The organism is Streptomyces showdoensis (assembly GCF_039535475.1).
GTDB classification, from domain to species: domain Bacteria; phylum Actinomycetota; class Actinomycetes; order Streptomycetales; family Streptomycetaceae; genus Streptomyces; species Streptomyces showdoensis.
Map to the genome: position 1 here is coordinate 2272659 of NZ_BAAAXG010000026.1, position 17608 is coordinate 2290266.

Here is a 17608-nt window from a genome sequence, read left to right on the forward strand (position 1 = left end):
TTGGAAGTTGGGGCACCGGCCGGCGTGGAGGTCGGTGCAGCGCGGGACGTGGGGTGTGCGGCACAGGCGGGCCCCGCAGCCTGCGACGCACAGCCGGTAACGGCCTTTGGGCAGCGACCGGTCGCAGGCGGCGCAGCGGGGCCGGGGGCGGGCGGTCATCGCTGGTCCTTGGTCCAGCGGCGCATCTTGGCTGCGTGCCGTGCCTGGAGGCCGTACCGGCGCCGCTCGGCCAGTTCCTCGCGGCGCCGCTTCCGCTGCTCTTCCTTCAGCTTCGCCGCCGCTATCCGCCGGGCGACCTGCTGCTCGACGTGGGACTCGCTCACGACTCGGCCACCGCCAGGTGGTGCTCGTCGCCGTTGGCGGCGTACCAGTCGATGACCGTCCAGGGGTGTCCGTCGGCGATGAACACGGGTTGGACGTCGGTGTCCGTGGTTCCGTCCTCGGCGCCGGTGGCGACGACGGCCCAGGCGACGATCGGGTAGTCGAGGCTGCCGCCGTCGGAGTCGGTGTTCCGGACGACCCATCCGGGGTGCGCGGGGGCGAGGGATACGGGGCAGCTGGTGGAGATGTTCAAGGTGACTCCTGGTCTGTGGTTGCTGTCGAAAGGCGGCAGCAGAAGGGGTGAGTGGGGGCTAGCTGGTCGACTGTCTTCCTGCTGGGTGGGCCGTAACGCAGGGGGCCGGTGCGTTACGCCTGCGTTACGGTCTGCGTTACGGCCCTATAAGCCCTTTGACCTGCTCTTTTGTTATGGAGAGAGAGGGTGTAACGCAGTAACGCAGGGATCCACACACCTACACGCGCGCACGCACGCGCGGCCGTTTTTGGGGTGTCTCTTCCGGAGAACTGCGTTACACCCCTCGCCGATCGCCCGGTAAGCCTCTGACCTGCGAAAATGGGCTCTCTGGGGTGTAACGCACGACTGCGTTACACGGGCTCTCACGCGGCCTCCTGGTCGTCAGGGAAGGCGTTGGGGGTGAAGATGAAGCACTTCGCGACCCGCCCGTCGAAACGCGTCGCGATGAGGTGTTGCGGTCGCTGCGTCTTCTTGAGTTCGAGGTACTCGGAGTCAATCCAGCCGCCCACGACGGCATCGAGGGAGTAACCGGCGTCGGTGAGGATGCCGCGCAGCCGTTCGGGCAGGATGGCGACCTTCGTCTGGTCGCCGCTGCGCTTCACGGCGCCGAGCCAGCCGCGGGTCGGTTGCCGGTCCTCCGTCGACAGTCCGCCCCACAGCTCCCAGGCGTGGCCTGCGATGTACTCGCGGACAACATCCATGGCCATCTCGGGCCTGTTGTCGGTCGGGCTGTGCGCGGCGAACAGGCGGTGCCACTGCTCTTCTGGGAGCGGCTTGTAGGGCAGCAGCTTTGACTCGCAGGCCATGAGCTCGGCCAGGGCCAGCACAGCGACCATGGGGGCACGCCGACCGGTCATGTCGTTGTCGCCGCGGAACCTGTCGGCCAGCTGACGGTGCCGTTCCCGTAGCCTGTCCCTGCCTCCGGGCTTGTCGAGGAGGTCGCGCAGGTGGGCGACGAATTCGGGGCCGGCGTGCCCGAAGTTCTCGAGTACGCCCTCCCTGGCCTTCACCGCCGCGGGCCCGCCGTTGTTCCCGAAGGGTGGGAGGGTGGTGCCGAGGATGCGGGCTGCGGCGCCCTGGCTGGTGGTGAAGGAGAGGGCGGGCCGTTCACCGGAGGAGAGCAGGATCGTCTCCCACGGCAGCATGCTGCCGAAGGCTCCGCCTGATCGGGCTTTGCCGTGGTTCATCGGCAGCTGGTAGAGGACTTCGTCGATGAGTGACTCGTCGGTGACGGCCATGGTCTCGTCGAAGATGGTGACGATGCCGCGCACCAGGTTGAGCCGCTTCTCGATGGCGTACAGGGTGGTGCGCCAGTTGGACATGGCGTCGGACTGCTCGCTGGGGTTGGCCCATGCACTGAGCGCGCACTGCAGTGCGGTGGTCTTGCCCTTTGTGGACCGAGACGAGATGTCGAGGGTGAACGAGTTGATCCGTAGCGGGTTGAGCAGCGAGGCGGCCAGGGAGGCCGCTACGGCAACCCGTGGAACGGGAAACGGCTCCAGGCCCTTCACTGCGTCCTGCCAGCCCCGGAGCGTCCCGGAACGGCCATGCGCCTTGGCCACCTCCCGCAGCTCGTCGTAGACGACGTCGACCTTTACCCCGTCCTCGGGTGAGGCGACGAACGATCCGTCGGGCTGCCAGCCAAGCCAGTGAGCGAGAGGTTCACTGGGGATCTTGTCGTAGTTGGCCGCCTCGAACTCGGCCAGCCATCGCTCAAGGAGCCTCGAGTCCCCTTCGACGGCCGGCAGCCCCGCCCCTCCCAGCCGTCGCACTAGCTCGCGGCCCCGCTTGGCGGTCTCGCGCGACACGATCCGAGACACGACTCGGGGCTTCTTGCCTTTGCTGCGGTCCGTCCAGGACAGCTCGACGAACTGTTCGCCGTCGGGGTCCTCGAACGTGGCGGTCATGACCAGGGGCGCGAACGCGAATCGGACCCACGTGTCCTCGGTCTTGCTGACCGGCCGGCGGAGCGAGACTCCGCCTCGACTGACGCGATATCCGGTGGGGGTCTTCGTCTCGCCCGGGAGGCTCGCGAAGATCTTGTTGTACTCGAACCCGATGTCGGGTTGCTGGGGTGATGCCTGGTTGCCGTCGGGGGTGCTGGGCTTCACGGCTCGCAGGGGGGCCTCGCTCATGCAGCGGCCTCCATGTACGTGCGGGGTCGGGGTCGGTTGTGGGGGAGGTCGATTTGGCGGCCGTCGAGGTTGTGGCGCCACGTGTCGGTGCCGGGGACTTTGATGGGGGGCCAGCCGTCGGTGGCGGTGACCTGGTGGGGCGGCTTGGGCTTGGCGAGTTCGTTGAGTTCGGCGATGGTGCGGCGGGCCCAGAGGGGTTCGCGGGCGGCGGTGGCGTCGCGGAACCACTGCAGGAGGGCTTCTTCGTCGCCGTATTTGCGCCACATTTCGGCGGCGTCGAGGGCGCCGGCGAGCCGCCGCGGGTCGTCGGGGTGGAGCTGTCTCCACTCCTTGCTGGCGTACTTGGGGAAGTCGGCGGCGAAGTACAGCGACCGGGCCTCGGCCCACAGCTGCACGGCGTCCTCGGCGGGGATGTGCTGCACGGTTTCGGCGATGACGACCGGTGCGGGCGGCTCGTCGCCGCTGCAGGCCGGGTCGCAGTCGAGCGGGTCGCGGTGTCCGCAGTGCAGCGGCTCACATCGTCCGGCGGCTTCTCGGCGCCGCTGGAGCTGCGCTACGGTGGCAGCAGACGTCCCGCCCTCGGCGGAGTCTTCCTGAAACGCCCCGGTCACGACCCGGGGCGTTTCGCTTTTCGGGTTCATGCAGCCTTGCCTCCGGTCTGCACAGTCCGCTCGTCGAGCCACTGCTCGATGTCGCTGCGCCTGTAGAAGACACGTCCCGCGCGGCCCTCGGCCGTCTTGATGTAGGCCGGACCGTCGCCACGCCAGCGGCGCTCAGCGAGTGATCCCGTGGACCCAAAAATCGGGTACTCCGCACATACCTGCTTGGGGTTGAGCAGTTCCGATCGCATGTCGGATGTCTGCACCGTATCCCTCCATCTCGTATCGGGTGTTGCAGGATGAACTCAGATGCACCTATGCTGCACCCATGAAGCCGAGAGTAACGCATACGCGCTGCAATGCAAGCCCACCTAGGGCGCTTAAGCTGCAGTGCATGAGCGAGCAGCAGCGCGGCAAGCGCGCCATCGAGATCGGCCCCACGGGTAAGACGGTCAGCGAGAACTTGGCCCGCATGCGGCAGGTTCGAGGCCTGAGCACCAGGCAGCTGAGCGGGATCCTCGAGCGTGCCGGGCGCCCGATCTCCGCCTCCGGAATCACCCGAATGGAGAAGGGCGACCGCGTTGTCAGCGCCGATGAGCTCGTCGCCCTTGCCGCAGTGCTGAAGGTCAATCCGTCAGCACTCCTGCTCCCGCTCAAAGACGCCCCCGAGGAGACCGTCGAACTCAGCGGTGCTGGCGCAGTCTCTGCGGCCGACGCCTGGGCATGGGTCGACGGCGAGAGGCCGCTCGTCTTGGACGAGTCGCGCAGTTCTACCGACCTACTGGACTTCGATCTCTACTCCAGGCCGCCACGGAGGCGCCGTGATTCCAACTACCTGATGCTCCGAGGTGAGCGCAGCAGGGAGGAACTGGCGCAGGCGCGGCAGAAGTACGAGCTGTTGGCTTCGGTGGGCGGAGCCAGCCTGGACCGGCTTCGGCAGCTTGACCCCGAAGCCTTCGAGGGGGACTGATGGCGCGAGTCTGGATCGAAGATCGAGAGAACCACGCCGACTACCAGTCGGCCCTGGCCAAGTGGCAGGACGCCAAGCGGGCCGGTAGTAAGCGTCAGCCTCCGGGCCGCTGGCGGGTCCGCTGGTACGGCCCGGACGGCAAGGGCAAGGCGAAGACGTTCCAGAAGCTGCCTCAGGCCGAGGCCGAGGTGCACGCCATCACCGCCCGCCTCGACAAGGGCTCCTACCGCGACCCTCAGTCGGGCAAGGCGGCCGTGCGGCTGGTTGCTGAGGAGTGGCACGGGTCGCTGCGGAAGCAGGGCCGACGGACCAAGGACGACTACCGAGAACTCCTCGATCTGTACGTCATCCCCAAGTGGGGAGAGTGGCAGATCGCCGCCGTGCAGTGGGCCGAGGTCAATCAGTGGGTGACGGAGCTCTGCAGCACGCCCGGCAAGCGAGGGAAGCCCCTCGGGCCGGACCGCATCAAGAAGACCTATTACGTGCTCAGCAGCGTCATGAAGCACGCGGTGAAGACGCACCGGATCGCCGTCAGCCCCTGCCACGAACACGACCTGCCGCGGAACGACGACCAGGACGACCACGTCTACCTCACGCACGACCAGCTGGAGAAACTGGCCGAGTGCGCCGGCCGCTACCAAACGTTCATCCGGACCCTCGGCTACACGGGCATCCGATGGGGCGAGGCCATCGCTATCAAGGTCGGTCGGACGCAGCTGGCGGAGCGCCGCATACGGATCCTGCAGGCCTACTCCGACATCGACGGGCACCTCGAGCTGGGGCCGGTGAAGAACCACGAGAAGCGGTCCGTGCCGCTCCCCCGGTCGTTCGCCAACGAGCTCCTGCCGTTGGTCGCCGGGCGGCACCGTGACGACCTGCTGTTCACAGCGCCCGAGGGTGGGCCCATGCGCTACCCGAACTTCCGGCGCCGGGACTGGGATAAGGCCGTCCAGGCGGCTGGCCTGGGGGATCTGAGCCTCACGCCCCACAAGCTACGGCACACGGCCGCGTCGCTGGCCATCGCCGCCGGCGCGGACGTCAAGGTCGTCCAGACGATGTTGGGCCACAAGTCCGCGGCCATGACCCTGGACGTGTACGGGCACCTGTGGCCGGACCGGCTCGACGAGGTCGCCGACGTCCTGGATGCGGGCCGATCGGCCGCTCTCGCGCGACTGAGAGCGCCAGTCGCCCCGCCTGGGTAGCCAGAATCAGGTGTATGGAATGCGTACAGCCCCCCGGGATAAACCCGGGGGGCTGCTTCGCGATCAGGCTCGTGACCTGCACGAACCTTCCTGTGCCCCCGGCAGGATTCGAACCTGCGACACCCGCTTTAGGAGAGCGGTGCTCTATCCCCTGAGCTACGAAGGCGGGGTTGCAACGCTCGACAGTGTAGCGGGTGGGCCCGTCGTGGCAGGGGGCCGAACCCCGGGCCGTCAGTACGTGAAGCGGTTCAGGTAGTCCGCGTTCGCGATGGGGGTGGCCGTCAGGTATTCGGGGGGGAGGTCGAAGGCGGCGGCCAGGGGGGTGAGGTGGGGGGCCAGGGTGGCCACGGTGTGGTTCGTCGTGGTGTGGAGGGCGTTCACCTGGGCCGGGGTGAGGTGGCCCGCCGCGAGGAGGTCGCCCGTGTGGGGGCGGAGCTCGTCGAGGAGGAAGAGGCGGGCCAGGGACTCCAGGAGGGGGCGGGTCGTCGTCGCGCGGGCCGTCGCCGTCAGGAAGGCGTCCGCGGCGGCCAGGCGGGCGTGGGCGGCGACCATCTCCAGGGCGGCGCCCGAGGTCTCGTTCCAGCGGCCGACCGGGTCGCCGGAGGGGCCCTCGCGCAGGGCGGAGCGGGCGCGGGTCTGCCAGATGCGCTCGACGCAGGCGTGCAGGTCGCGGAGGAAGGGGAGGTCCGTGAGCTCGCCCTCGGGGGCCCGCGCGGGGCCCGCCTCGTGGGCGAAGACGAGCTCGGAGGCCGCCTTCTGCCAGATGACCAGGTTGTCGCCCTCGGCCGTGATGCCGCCCTCGACGCTCAGCGGCAGGTCCGCGAGGCCGTTCTCGGGGAAGAGGCCCTGCGCGCCGCAGCGCTCGCGGCTCTCGATCGTGATGTCCCGGGCCTGCCAGGTGATCCAGCCCTTGGCCACCGCGACGATGCGCTCGGCCGCCTCGCGCTCGGCGCGGTCGGTGGGGTCGTGGGCCGCCCAGCGGTCGAGGACCGACCGGTGCAGGAAGGTCATCGCGTACGCCGTGGCCAGCGCGCGCAGCAGCCGGCCGTGGTGGCTGCGGTGGGCGGTGAGCGGGATGCGCTCGCCGGCCCGGGGGGCGGCCACCTCGCGGTGCTCGGAGTAGCGGACGGCGATGGCGAGCGAGGCGCGGGCCATGCCCAGCGTGCCGGCGCTCATGCAGAGCTTGCCCACGGTGACCCGGCCGACCGACCGCAGGAACCGCTTGCGCCGGTTGCCGAGGCTGCTGCCGAACCGCCCGTCCTTGTCGAAGCGGCCGTGCGCGGCCTCCAGCATCGCCTCGCGCGGCAGCCGTACCCGGTCGAAGGAGGTCAGGCAGTGGTCGACGGGGGTGCCGGTGCGGTCGGGCAGCCGGCGCACCCGTATGCCGGGCAGGTGGCCGTGCTCGTCGCTGAGCGGGGTGAGGAAGAGGAAGACGCCCTGGTCCTCGCCGTCCACCAGCAGCCGGGCGGCGACCAGGGCGGTCTTCGGGCCGCCGGTGAGGCTCGTGTTGGGCATGAACTTCTGCGCCCCGGGGTTCGGGGTGTGCAGCTCGAAGCCGCCGGTCTCGCGGTCGAGGACGGCGACCGTCTCCAGCGCGGCGACGTCGTTGCCGTGGGCGAGCTCGGTGCACAGGAAGGTTCCGGTGCGTTCCATCGCCGTGAACGCGGTCAGGTCGCGCCGGTAGCCGTCGTGGTCGAGGAGGCTGCCGAGGAACAGGTTGTAGTGGACGCTGGCGAGCGTGCACAGGCCGCCGTCGACGAAGCCGGTCCACTCGTGGAGGGCGGCGAGCCGGTGGGCGTCGTAGGTGAGCACCTCGGCGGCCGTGCCGGCCACGGTGTCGTTGACCAGGCGGAGGCGTTCGTACGAGAGGGCCGTGCGCTCCGCCGGGGTGAGGCCGGGGCGGTGGGCGAAGGCCTCTCCCGAGACCAGCCGGCGCCACTCGGCGTGGATCCGCTCGCGGTCGTCCGCGTCGAAGAGGAGGTGGGTCAGGTCGCGGGCCGTCGCCTCCGGGCCCGACGCGGCGCCGCCGTCGCCTCTCACGCCGCCGTCGTCGGCGCCGACGGCGTCCTCGGGAGCAGCGACGTCCTCAGGGGTTTCGACGCCGTCTCTGAGCGGCGTCTCCGCGTGCTGGAGCATCGACTCGTCCCCCGAAGAGAGTGGACCCGGTAGGGATGGTGGTGACCTGTCCAATAAAGATACGGACCCACCGGTTTTGTTTCAATATCCTTGTCAAACCGGTTGGATGGTTTTATTCTCGAAATGTGGACGTGTGAAGAATTCGGTCTCGCCCGGCCTCACCCTACTGCCGACGGGAGTTCGTGCGGACCGGTCGCCGACTCGTCACTCCATGTGAGCCGTTGGAATACCAGCCTCTCGGTCTCTCCGGGCCGTGAGGTACGGAGGATGTAGTGGCACAACAAGAACGGGCCATCCGCACGCGCCAGAAGATCGTGCTCGCGGCGGCCGAACTGTTCGACGAGGTCGGCTACGAGGCGGCGACGATCTCCGAGGTCCTGAAGAAGTGCGGGGTGACCAAGGGCGCCCTCTACTTCCACTTCTCCTCCAAGGAGGAGCTCGCCCAGGAAGTGCTCGCCGGGCAGGTCGCCGCCCTCCCTCCCGTGCCCGAGCGTGAGCTCCTGCTCCAGCAGCTCACGGACGAGGCGCTGGTCCTCGCCCACCTGCTGCACGTCGGCGACCCCATGGTGCGCGGCAGCGTGCGCCTCACCGTGGACCAGGGCTCGCCCCACGACGGGCTCGACCGCCGGGTCCCCATGCAGGGGTGGATCGACCACAACATGGACGTGCTCAGCCGCGCCAAGGAAGCCGGCGAGCTGCTCCCGCACGTGGACATCCCCTCCGCGGCCGCCCTGTTCACCGGCAGTTTCACCGGGGTCCAGGTGCTGTCCAAGATCATGACCGGGCACGGGGACATCGTGGAGAAGGTGGCGGACCTCATGCGGACCCTGCTGAGCGCCATCGCCGTCCCCGGCGTGCTCGTCCGCCTCGACTTCACGCCCTCCCGCGCGGAGCAGTCGTACGAGGAGGCCGCCCGGCTGCGCGACGCCGCCGCCGTCGCGGTCGCCGGCGGCTGACGGACGCGGCGGCTGACCCGCACGGCGGCTGACGGACGGGACGGCTGACCCGCACGGCGGCTGACGGACGCGGCGGCTCACGGGCGGGGCGGCTCACGGACGCGGAAGCGGCCGGGGGAAGCGGAAGCGGCGCCGGAAGGACTTCGGGCCGACGGGGAGGGGAAACGGTCCTTCTCCTCGGTCGCGTGTGCGGCGGGGCGCGGAACACCAGGACGAACCGAATGGAGCGCACACACATGGACACCGGTACCGGCATGGCTTCCTGCCCCTTCGCCACCCAGGACCCGCACACCCTCGACGTCACGGGGAGCGACCTCGCCGGCGAGGCCGCCGCCCTCCGCGCGCGGGGGCCGGCCGTCCAGGTCGAGCTGCCCGGCGGCGTCCGCGCCTGGGCCGTCGTCGGCCAGGAGCACGTCGAGCGGCTGCTGCTCGACCCCCGCGTCTCCAAGGACGCCCGCCGCCACTGGCCCGCCTTCGTCGAGGGCCGGATCACGCCCGAGTGGCCGCTCTACCCCTGGGTCGCCAACGAGAACATGCTCTTCTCGTACGGGGCCGAGCACGCCCGGCTGCGCCGCCTGGTCGCCGCCGCGTTCACCGCGCGCCGGACCGCCGCCCTCAAGCCCCGCGTCGAGGAGATAGCCGCCTCGCTCCTCGACCCGCTCGCCGCCGCGCTCGAAGCGGGCGGCACCGCCGAACTCCGCACCGCCTACGCCGAGTCGCTCCCCCTCCAGGTCATCTGCGAGCTCTTCGGCGTCGCCGAGGGCGCCGCCCGCGACGAACTCTGCGCGGCCCTGCGCACGGTGTTCAGCTCCAGCGTCTCCGCCGCCACCATGGAGGCCGCCCGCGGCACCGCCTTCCGGCAGCTCGCCGGACTCGTCGCCGAGCGGCGCCTGGCGCCGGGCGACGACCTCACCTCCTCCCTCATCGCCGCCCGCGACGGCGCCGACGCCCTCACCGAGAACGAACTCCTCGGCTCGCTCTTCCTGTTGATCGCCGCCGGCCAGGACACCACCGCCGCGCTCATCGTCAACGCCACCGCCGCCCTGCTCACCCACCCCGAGCAGCTCGCCCACGTCCGCGCCGGCCGCGCCTCCTGGGAGGACGTGGTCGCCGAGACCCTCCGCACGCACGGCCCCGCGGCCTACTCGCCGATGCGCTTCGCCGTCGAGGACATCGATCTCGACGGCGTACGGATCGCCCAGGGCGACCCGATCCTCGTCAACTTCGCTGCCGGCGGCCTGGATCCGAGCCGGTACGGCCCGGACGCCGCCCGCTTCGACCTGCTGCGCACCGACCGGGACACGCTCGGTTTCGGTCACGGTGTGCACCGCTGCCTCGGCTCCCCGCTCGCGGTCCTGGAGGCGTCCGTCGCGCTCTCCGCGCTCTTCGACCGCTTCCCCGCGCTGGAACTGGGCTGCTCCGCGGCGGAATTGGCCCCGATGCCGACCTTCCTGCTCAACGGGTACGGGGCGTTGCCCGTACGACTGGGCTCCTAGCCGAACCGGCCGGACGGCCACCTCCGCTCCTCCGTCCATCGCAAACCGCAGGGCCGGTTTGTTAAAGTGCCGGGAGGAGTGACACGTGTTGGCGCGTCCGCGACGGAGCGGCGGTAGCGACGGAGGCCCCTTGGCCAAGCAGGAGCGGGCGATTCGGACCCGCAACGCGCTCATCGAGTCGGCCGCCGCGCTCTTCGACCGGGACGGCTTCGAGGTCGCCTCGCTCGCGACCATCAGCGCCCGGGCCGGGGTCAGCAGCGGCGCGCTGCACTTCCACTTCCAGAGCAAGGCGGCCCTCGCCGACGCGGTCGTCGGGGCGGCGGGGGAGCGGCTCGTCCGGATCACCCGGGACCGCGAGGCCCTGCCGCTGCAGATCCTCATCGACGCCAGCCACGAACTGGTCCAGGGGCTGCGCGCCGACTCGGTGCTGCGCGCGGGCTTCGACCTCAGCGCCAACGCCGAGCGGCGGCCCCGGGCCGCCCAGGACCTGCGGCGGCTCTGGCGCGACTGGGTCGAGTCGACCGTGGCCCGGGCCGAGCGCGAGGGACACCTCGCCCCGGACGTGACGGCCCGCGACGTCGCCGCGGCGGTGGTGGCGGTGGCCGCCGGGCACGAGGTGCTGGGGCACCAGGACCCGTGCTGGCTGGAGCGCGCGCCGCTGACCCGCTTCTGGTCCTTCCTGCTGCCCCGGGTGGTCGGCGCCGCCCGGGTGGGCCTCTTCGTCGCCTCCGGCGACCCGGCCGCGGAACCGACCGCCTCACGCTAGGCCGTGTCCGGAGGACAGGGCCCAGGTCTCCGGGCCGGCCGCGCTTGACGCTGCGGAGGGGCGGACATAGCGTCGGCGGGCGGCAGGCTGAGCAGGCGCTTGGGAGGACAGTCGTGGTCGAGTCGCCGCACACCGGCCCGTACACCGGCTCGCACAACGGCCCGTACACCGGCCCGCACACCGGCCCGTACACCGGCTCGGGTACGGACCACGGGGACGGCGCGGACCGGAATGCCGCGTCGCACGCCGGTCCCCGCGCCGAAGCCCACACCGACCCTCATGCCGGTCCCCGCACCGAAGCCCACGCCGGTCCTCACCCCGACCCCCACGCCGTTCCCCGCACCGCCGCTCACGCCGACCCCCACGCCGCCCGCCTCACCGCGCCCGGCGCCCCCTTCGCCGTCGAGGACGGGGTGTACGTCGGCGGGCCCCGGACCCTGCGGGAGTTCGTGGAGGCCACCTGGGCCTACGGCGAGCGCCCCTTCCTCGTCGCGGAGGACCGGGTGCTGAGCTACCGGGAGTTCTTCGACGCCGCCTGCGGGCTCGCCCGCCGCCTCGTGGACGTCCACGGGCTGCGCCCCGGCGACCGCGCCGTCGTCGCGATGCGCAACCACCCCGAGTGGCAGGTCGCCTTCTGGGCCGCGCAGCTCGCCGGGCTCGTCGCCGTCCCGCTCAACGCCTGGTGGACGGAGCACGAGTTCGCGTACGCGCTCGACGACTGCACGCCCCGCGTCCTGCTCGTGGACGGCGAGCGGCTCCCGCGCGTCGCCGCCTGGGCCCGGGCCCGCTCCGTACCCGGCATCGTCTTCCACGGGGAGCCGGACACCGTGCCGCCCGAGGGCTTCGAGGCGTACGTCCCCGATCTCGACCCGTTCCTCGGGCCGCCGTCCGTGGACGTGCTGCCCGAGCAGGACGCCACCGTCATCTACACCTCCGGCACCACCGGCCGCCCCAAGGGCGCCGTCGCCACCCACCTCGCGCAGGCCGGGGCGGCGATGAACCCGCGCTACCACGCGGCCGCCTCGGCGCTCGGGCGCGGCGCGCTGCCCGGGGCCGGGCCGGCGCCGGTCTCCCTCACCACGTACCCCTTCTTCCACGTCGCCGCGTTCACCTCCTTCTACTCGGTGATGGCCGCCGGCGGCACGCTCGTCCTGATGCGCAAGTGGGACGCGGACCGGGCCCTGGAACTGATCCGGGCCCACGGCGTCACCCACTACGCGGGCGTCCCGACCACCGCCCTCCAGCTCCTCGACGCCGCCGAGCGCGCGGAGGACCCGTTGGAGACGCTCACCCTCTTCAGCACCGGGGGAGCGCCCGCCCCGCCCGGGCTCGCCGCGCGGCTCGCCGCCCGGTTCGGGGAGCGCGTCGAGCCCCGCAACGGCTACGGCCTCACCGAGACCTGCGGCGGGGTGCTCGCCAACTTCGGCGCCGAGTACCGGGCCCACCCCGCGAGCGCCGGGCGGCCCACCCCCGCCACCGAGGTGCGGGTCGACCGGCCGGACGCCGAGGGCATCGGCGAGCTGTGGCTGCGCGGCCAGTCGCTGATCCGCGGCTACTGGGGCGACGAGGAGGCCACCCGGGCCGCCTTCACGCCCGAGGGCTGGTTCCGCACCGGCGACCTGGCGCACGTCCGGGACGGGCGGGTCACCGTCGTGGACCGGATCAAGGACATGGTGATCCGGGGCGGCGAGAACGTGTACTGCGTCGAGGTCGAGGGCGTGCTCCAGGACCACCCTGACGTCGTCGAGGCGGCCGTCGTCGGCGTCCCGCACCCCGTCCTCGGCGAGGAGGTCGCCGCCGTGGTCCGCCTGCGCGCCGACGCGACGGCGGGCCCGGAACGGCTGCGGGCGCACGTCGGGGCGCGCCTCGCGGCGTTCAAGGTGCCGGCGCACGTGCTCGTGCGGGAGGCGGAGCTGCCGCGCAACGGGACGGGGAAGGTCCTGAAGGGGCGGATCAGGGACGAGCTGCGGGACGCGCCGCGGGGCGACGGGCAGCACTGACCTGACGGCGCCGGGAAGCGCTGACGGGAGGGCGGGCAGGACCGGGACCCGCACCGCACCGGCCCGCACCGCACGGCCCCGCACCGCACGGCCCCGCACCGCACGGCCCCGCCCCGCACCGGCCCGCCCCGCACGGCCCCGCACCGCACCGGCCCGCACCGGCCCGCCCCGCACGGCAACGCCCCGCCCCGCCCCCCTCAGCTCCGTGACACCCGCACCCGGTACCCGCCCGTCGTCCCGTCCTCCTCCACCACGCTGATCCGGATGCCGTTCGCCCGGTCGGTGAAGGTCTCGCCCGGGCGGTACGGGGCGTCCGAGAGCTCCGCGTGGACGTTGGGGCGGCGGGTGCAGCCGCCGCTGCCGTGCTCGCTGTCGGTGACGGTGACCGGTCCGCGGCCGGTGTCCACGTCGGTGTCGACGCGGTAGATGAGGACGCCGGGCTGGCAGACGGCCTCGTCGTTGCCCTCGCGGGTGCGGACCTCGGCCGCGTACCCGGCCTTGTCGGAGAGCGGGACGAAGATCAGCTTGCGGCCGCCCGTGGTGGCCAGCGGGGTGAGCGCGTACTCGACGTCGCCGGTCCGTGAGGCGCAGCCGACCTGGTCGTTGTCGAGCCAGCCCAGCTTCCACTTGTGCCAGCCGAGCAGGTCGTTGTTGGCGCCCCAGTCCTCGGACATGATGTCCCAGTGCCCGACGGTGCCGCCGCCGTCGACGGTGTAGAGGTCCGGCAGGCCGAAGACGTGGCCGTTCTCGTGCGGCAGGACCCGGTAGCCGGTCTCGGCGTACGTCCCCGAGCCGTCGTCCTGGCGGCTGTAGACGAAGGACGTGTTGGAGAGCGGGACGCCGTCCGCGTAGGGGGCGTCGCCGTTGCCCGAGAAGGTGACGGACAGGACGGTGTCGAGGGCCGAGGGGCCGGCGTTGGGCGTGACGAGCACGTTGACCAGGTCGTACGAGCTGAAGTCCACCTTCGGGTCGGCGGCCTTGATGATGTCCTCGACCAGTTTGCGGTAGCCCGGTTCGTACGGTGAGCCGCGCTCGACCCCGTACGAGGCGAAGGGGCGGGGCATCCGCAGCCAGTCGGGTATCGGGGCCTCGGGCTGGTAGAGGAGGCGGCCGTACGAGCTGGTGCGGAACCAGTCGGCGGTCTGCGGGAAGAACTCGCGGTAGCGGCTCATGGCCGTGCCCTCGCCGGGGGCGTCCGGGAAGTCGACCATCAGGTTGAGCGCCCTGATCCGTCCCGTGGACCGCGCGTACCCGGGGGAGGTGGGCAGGCCCTCCGACATCTGCACACCCATCGTCGTGGCGATCCGGCACGGGCCGAGCGGCGCTTCCCCGGGGCCCGCGGCGACCGGTCCCGCGGAGGCGGGGGCCGGGCCGGGCAGGGTCGTGCTGGCCGATGCCAGGGCGGCGAGCGCGAGCGCGCCGGCCGAGGCCAGGGCGACGGGTCTGCGTATCAGCCGGCGGGACTCCTGCATGCGGTCGCCTCTCTGATCTGCGCCGATCGGGGGCGGCGCCGTGGGATCAGCCTGTGGCGGGGGTCGGGGGAGCGCGCGTCGGGTGGCCCGACCGGGGTACGCCGGAGCGGTGCGCGCGCTCCGCCATTCGATGTGACCCAGGTCACAGTTGAAGGGGGAAATAACCGGGGACCGAGTCCCCGTTTAAGCCTGTGTTCAGCGAAGTGGGGACTTGGTCCCCGGATAGGGGCCGGTTCGGCATCGCGACCGGCGTCAGGAAGCTCTGGGAGGCAGCGCAGTGAGCACGAGCAGCAGCACCGCCGACGCGGCACCCGCCCGCCGCGTGCCCCGCCCCCGCGCGGACGCGCTGCGCAACCGCGAGCGGATCGTGACGGCGGCGCGGGAGATGTTCGTCGAGTTCGGCTCCCAGGTGCCGCTCGACGAGGTCGCGCGCCGCGCGGGCGTCGGCAACGCCACGCTCTACCGCAACTTCCCCGAGCGGGGCGACCTCGTCCGCGAGGTGGTCAACTCCCTGATGGCCCGCGTGACCGAGCGGGCCCTGGAGGCCGCCGAAGGGGAGGTGGACACCTTCGCCGCCCTCCGCCGGTTCACCCACGCCGCCGCCGACGAGCGGATCGGCGCCCTGTGCCCGATGCTCGACGGCGACTTCGACAAGGACCACCCCGATCTGCGGGCCGAGCGCGAGCGTCTGGAGGAGGCCGTGCAGGGCCTCGTCGACCGCGCGCAGGCGGCCGGCCGGCTCCGGGCCGACGTGGGGGTCGGTGACCTGATGGTCGCCGTCTCCCAGCTGACCCGGCCGCTGCCCGGGACGGCCTGCCTGAACATGGACCGCTTCGTCCACCGCCATCTGCAGGTGTTCCTGGACGGTCTGGAGGCGCCCGCGCGCTCCGAACTGCCCGGGGCCGCCGCCACCCTCGAGGACCTGAGGAGCGAATCCCGCTGCTCCTCGTGACCTCGCCCCCCGCTCCGTAACGCCTTCGCCTTCAGAGAAGTCGACTCCTTCACGGAGTCCTGGAAATCCCTTTTTCACCAGTACGCGCCAAGAGGTGGCTACCCCCATGTCCGAAACCGTCCGCTCCGCCCACTCCTCACCCCCGGCCCAGGCCGACCCGAGCCGCTGGAAAGCCCTGGTCTTCATCGCCCTGGCCCAGCTGATGGTCGTGCTCGACGCGACGATCGTGAACATCGCGCTGCCCTCCGCCCAGCAGGACCTCGGGATCTCCGACGGCAACCGGCAGTGGGTCATCACGGCCTACGCCCTCGCCTTCGGCGGACTGCTCCTGTTCGGCGGCCGGGTCGCCGACCTGTGGGGCCGCAAGCGCACCTTCGTGGTCGGCCTGATCGGCTTCGCCGCGGCCTCCGCCCTCGGCGGCGCCGCCACCGGCGAGGCGATGATGCTCGGCGCCCGCGCGCTGCAGGGTGCCTTCGGCGCGCTGCTCGCCCCGGCCGCCCTGTCCCTGCTCGCGGTGATGTTCACCGACGCCAAGGAGCGCGCCAAGGCCTTCGGCATCTACGGTGCGATCGCCGGCGGCGGCGGCGCCGTGGGCCTGATCCTCGGCGGCTTCCTCACCGAGTACCTGAACTGGCGCTGGACCTTCTTCGTCAACATCCCGTTCGCGGTCGTCGCCGCCCTGGGCGCCTACTTCGTGATCCGTGAGCCGGCCGGCGGCCGCAACCGCGCGCCGCTCGACGTCCCGGGCGTGGTCCTGTCCACCCTCGGCCTGGTCTCCCTGGTGTACGGCTTCACGCGCGCCGAGTCCGACGGCTGGAGCGACCCCACCACCATCGGCCTGTTCGTCGGCGCGGTCCTGCTGCTCGCCGCCTTCGCCCTCGTCGAGTCGCGGGTGAAGTCGCCGCTGCTGCCGCTGCGCGTGGTGACGGACCGCAACCGCGGCGGCGTCTACCTCTCGCTCGGCCTCGCCGTCATCGCGATGTTCGGCCTGTTCCTGTTCCTGACCTACTACCTGCAGGTCGTGAAGGGGTACTCGCCGGTCAAGACGGGCTTCGCGTTCCTGCCGATGATCGCGGGCATGATCACCGGCTCCACCCAGATCGGCACCCGGCTGATGACCCGGGTCCCGCCGCGCTTCCTCATGGGCCCCGGCTTCCTGACCGCCGCGCTCGGCATGCTGCTCCTGACGCAGCTGGAGATCGGCTCCTCGTACGCCGGGCTGATCCTGCCGGCGCAGCTGCTGCTGGGCCTCGGCATGGGTACGGCCTTCATGCCGGCGATGTCCCTGGCCACGCACGGGGTGGACCCGCGGGACGCCGGTGTGGCCTCCGCGATGGTCAACACCTCGCAGCAGGTCGGCGGCGCCATCGGCACGGCCCTGCTGAACACGATCGCCGCCTCGGCGACGACCGCGTACCTGGTCGACCACGCGGCCGGCGCGACCACCCCGGCCGCGCAGAAGCTGCTCCAGCTCCAGGGCATGGTCGAGGGCTACTCGGCGGCGATCTGGTGGGCGGTCGGCATCCTGGCCGTCTCGGCCGTGATCGCGCTGACCCTGATCAACACCGGCAAGCCGGACACGGGTGCGGTGGCCGCCTCCGGCTCGGGCGCGGGCGCGGAGGACGAGGTGAAGATCCCCGTCATCGCCCACTGACCCCCGGCCTCATCGCCCACTGACCCCCGGGCCTCACCGCCCACTGGCCCTGGGCCTCCTCGCCCACTGGCCCCTGGGTCTCCTCGCCCACTGACCCCGGGCCCCATCGCCGACCGACCCCGGTCCGACGGCTCACCGGCCCCCGGTCGCCACCTCGTGCGTCACCGCCTGCCCTGGCTCCCGTTCAGCGGAGCCAGGGCAGGTCCGCGTTCGGGTCCGAGGGCTGGAGGCCCTCCGCCATGGTGCGCATGATCGTCCCGAGCTGCTCGACCTGCTCCGGGGTGAGCCGGTCGAAGAGCGCCTGCCGCACCGCGGTGACGTGCCCGGGCGCGGTCCGGCGGAGCACCTCGTACCCCTCGTCCGTGAGGGCGGCGAACTGGCCGCGCTTGTCGGAGGGGCACTCCTCGCGCGTCACCCAGCCGTTCTTCTCCAGGCGCGCGACGGCGTGCGAGAGCCGGGAGCGGGTGATCTTCGCGTCCTTGGCCAGCTCCGTCATGCGCATCCGGCGCCGGGGTGCCTGGGAGAGCTGGACGAGCAGCCCGTAGTACGTGTGCGGCATCCCGGCGTCGCGCTGGAGCTGGCGGTCGAGGTGGTCCTCCAGCAGGGTGGTGGCATGGAGGTAGGCGCGCCAGACGCGCTGTTCCTCGTCGCTGAGCCAGCGGGGTTCGGTCACGGTCATGGGTCCATCGTACGACC

General features: G+C 71.8%; 16 protein-coding genes and 1 tRNA gene. 8 read left to right on the plus strand and 9 right to left on the minus strand.

Annotated elements, in window-relative coordinates:
- Positions 1 to 155: 155 nt before the first annotated feature.
- From ABD981_RS23425 to ABD981_RS23445, 5 genes are all read right to left on the minus strand, one after another.
- Positions 156 to 323 carry a hypothetical protein gene (locus ABD981_RS23425; RefSeq protein ID WP_165590917.1) on the minus strand — a complete coding sequence of 56 codons (168 nt, stop codon included), beginning with the start codon at positions 321 to 323 and terminating at the stop codon, positions 156 to 158.
- Positions 320 to 574, minus strand: coding sequence for a hypothetical protein (locus tag ABD981_RS23430; RefSeq protein ID WP_046906879.1), 255 nt, complete (start codon positions 572 to 574; stop codon positions 320 to 322). The genes ABD981_RS23425 and ABD981_RS23430 overlap by 4 nt, the downstream gene beginning before the upstream one ends.
- 362 nt (positions 575 to 936) lie before the next feature.
- Positions 937 to 2709, minus strand: a complete 1773-nt coding sequence (locus ABD981_RS23435; RefSeq protein WP_046906880.1) for a DUF927 domain-containing protein — start codon at positions 2707 to 2709, stop codon at positions 937 to 939.
- On the minus strand, positions 2706 to 3320 hold the full coding sequence (locus ABD981_RS23440) for a hypothetical protein (RefSeq protein WP_240495158.1): 615 nt from the start codon (positions 3318 to 3320) through the stop codon (positions 2706 to 2708). The genes ABD981_RS23435 and ABD981_RS23440 overlap by 4 nt, the downstream gene beginning before the upstream one ends.
- Before the next feature lie 26 nt (positions 3321 to 3346).
- Positions 3347 to 3574 (minus strand): helix-turn-helix transcriptional regulator, encoded by a 228-nt coding sequence (locus tag ABD981_RS23445; RefSeq protein ID WP_240495159.1) that lies wholly within the window; start codon positions 3572 to 3574, stop codon positions 3347 to 3349.
- A gap of 128 nt (positions 3575 to 3702) precedes the next feature.
- Between ABD981_RS23445 and ABD981_RS23450 the strand changes: the two genes are divergently transcribed.
- Together ABD981_RS23450 and ABD981_RS23455 are read left to right on the plus strand one after the other, a co-directional pair.
- Positions 3703 to 4278, plus strand: coding sequence for a helix-turn-helix domain-containing protein (locus ABD981_RS23450; RefSeq protein ID WP_123954338.1), 576 nt, complete (start codon positions 3703 to 3705; stop codon positions 4276 to 4278).
- Positions 4278 to 5480, plus strand: a complete 1203-nt coding sequence (locus tag ABD981_RS23455; protein WP_123954339.1) for a tyrosine-type recombinase/integrase — start codon at positions 4278 to 4280, stop codon at positions 5478 to 5480. Before ABD981_RS23450 ends, ABD981_RS23455 begins: the two co-directional genes overlap by 1 nt.
- Positions 5481 to 5573: 93 nt before the next feature.
- Here ABD981_RS23455 and ABD981_RS23460 read toward each other — a convergent pair.
- Both ABD981_RS23460 and ABD981_RS23465 read right to left on the minus strand, forming a co-directional pair.
- A tRNA-Arg gene (locus tag ABD981_RS23460) sits at positions 5574 to 5646 on the minus strand.
- Positions 5647 to 5711: 65 nt separating this feature from the next.
- Positions 5712 to 7616, minus strand: a complete 1905-nt coding sequence (locus ABD981_RS23465) for an acyl-CoA dehydrogenase family protein (RefSeq protein WP_123954340.1) — start codon at positions 7614 to 7616, stop codon at positions 5712 to 5714.
- Between the two features lie 272 nt (positions 7617 to 7888).
- Here ABD981_RS23465 and ABD981_RS23470 point away from each other — a divergent pair, with 272 nt between their 5' ends.
- The 4 genes from ABD981_RS23470 to ABD981_RS23485 all read left to right on the plus strand — a co-directional run bounded on the left by ABD981_RS23470 (position 7889) and on the right by ABD981_RS23485 (position 12834).
- Positions 7889 to 8572: a ScbR family autoregulator-binding transcription factor gene (locus ABD981_RS23470; RefSeq protein ID WP_046906881.1), complete on the plus strand. Its 684-nt coding sequence runs from the start codon at positions 7889 to 7891 to the stop codon at positions 8570 to 8572.
- A gap of 236 nt (positions 8573 to 8808) precedes the next feature.
- A complete protein-coding gene (locus ABD981_RS23475) occupies positions 8809 to 10068 on the plus strand; it encodes a cytochrome P450 family protein (RefSeq protein WP_240495160.1) in 1260 nt (419 codons plus the stop codon).
- A gap of 130 nt (positions 10069 to 10198) precedes the next feature.
- Positions 10199 to 10834, plus strand: coding sequence for a ScbR family autoregulator-binding transcription factor (locus tag ABD981_RS23480; RefSeq protein ID WP_046906882.1), 636 nt, complete (start codon positions 10199 to 10201; stop codon positions 10832 to 10834).
- A gap of 113 nt (positions 10835 to 10947) precedes the next feature.
- Complete coding sequence (locus ABD981_RS23485) at positions 10948 to 12834, plus strand: class I adenylate-forming enzyme family protein (RefSeq protein WP_382747698.1); 1887 nt, start codon at positions 10948 to 10950, stop codon at positions 12832 to 12834.
- Between the two features lie 197 nt (positions 12835 to 13031).
- On the opposite strand, the gene ABD981_RS23490 is transcribed toward ABD981_RS23485, so the two are convergent.
- Positions 13032 to 14306: a M6 family metalloprotease domain-containing protein gene (locus ABD981_RS23490; protein ID WP_046906883.1), complete on the minus strand. Its 1275-nt coding sequence runs from the start codon at positions 14304 to 14306 to the stop codon at positions 13032 to 13034.
- 277 nt (positions 14307 to 14583) lie between these two features.
- Between ABD981_RS23490 and ABD981_RS23495 the strand changes: the two genes are divergently transcribed.
- Together ABD981_RS23495 and ABD981_RS23500 are read left to right on the plus strand one after the other, a co-directional pair.
- Positions 14584 to 15258, plus strand: coding sequence for a TetR/AcrR family transcriptional regulator (locus ABD981_RS23495; RefSeq protein ID WP_046906884.1), 675 nt, complete (start codon positions 14584 to 14586; stop codon positions 15256 to 15258).
- A 106-nt stretch (positions 15259 to 15364) separates the two neighbouring features.
- Positions 15365 to 16912, plus strand: coding sequence for an MFS transporter (locus tag ABD981_RS23500; protein WP_046906885.1), 1548 nt, complete (start codon positions 15365 to 15367; stop codon positions 16910 to 16912).
- 184 nt (positions 16913 to 17096) lie between these two features.
- Here the strand turns inward: ABD981_RS23500 and ABD981_RS23505 are convergent, their stop codons facing one another.
- Positions 17097 to 17591 (minus strand): MarR family winged helix-turn-helix transcriptional regulator, encoded by a 495-nt coding sequence (locus ABD981_RS23505; protein WP_046906886.1) that lies wholly within the window; start codon positions 17589 to 17591, stop codon positions 17097 to 17099.
- Between the last annotated feature and the right edge of the window lie 17 nt (positions 17592 to 17608).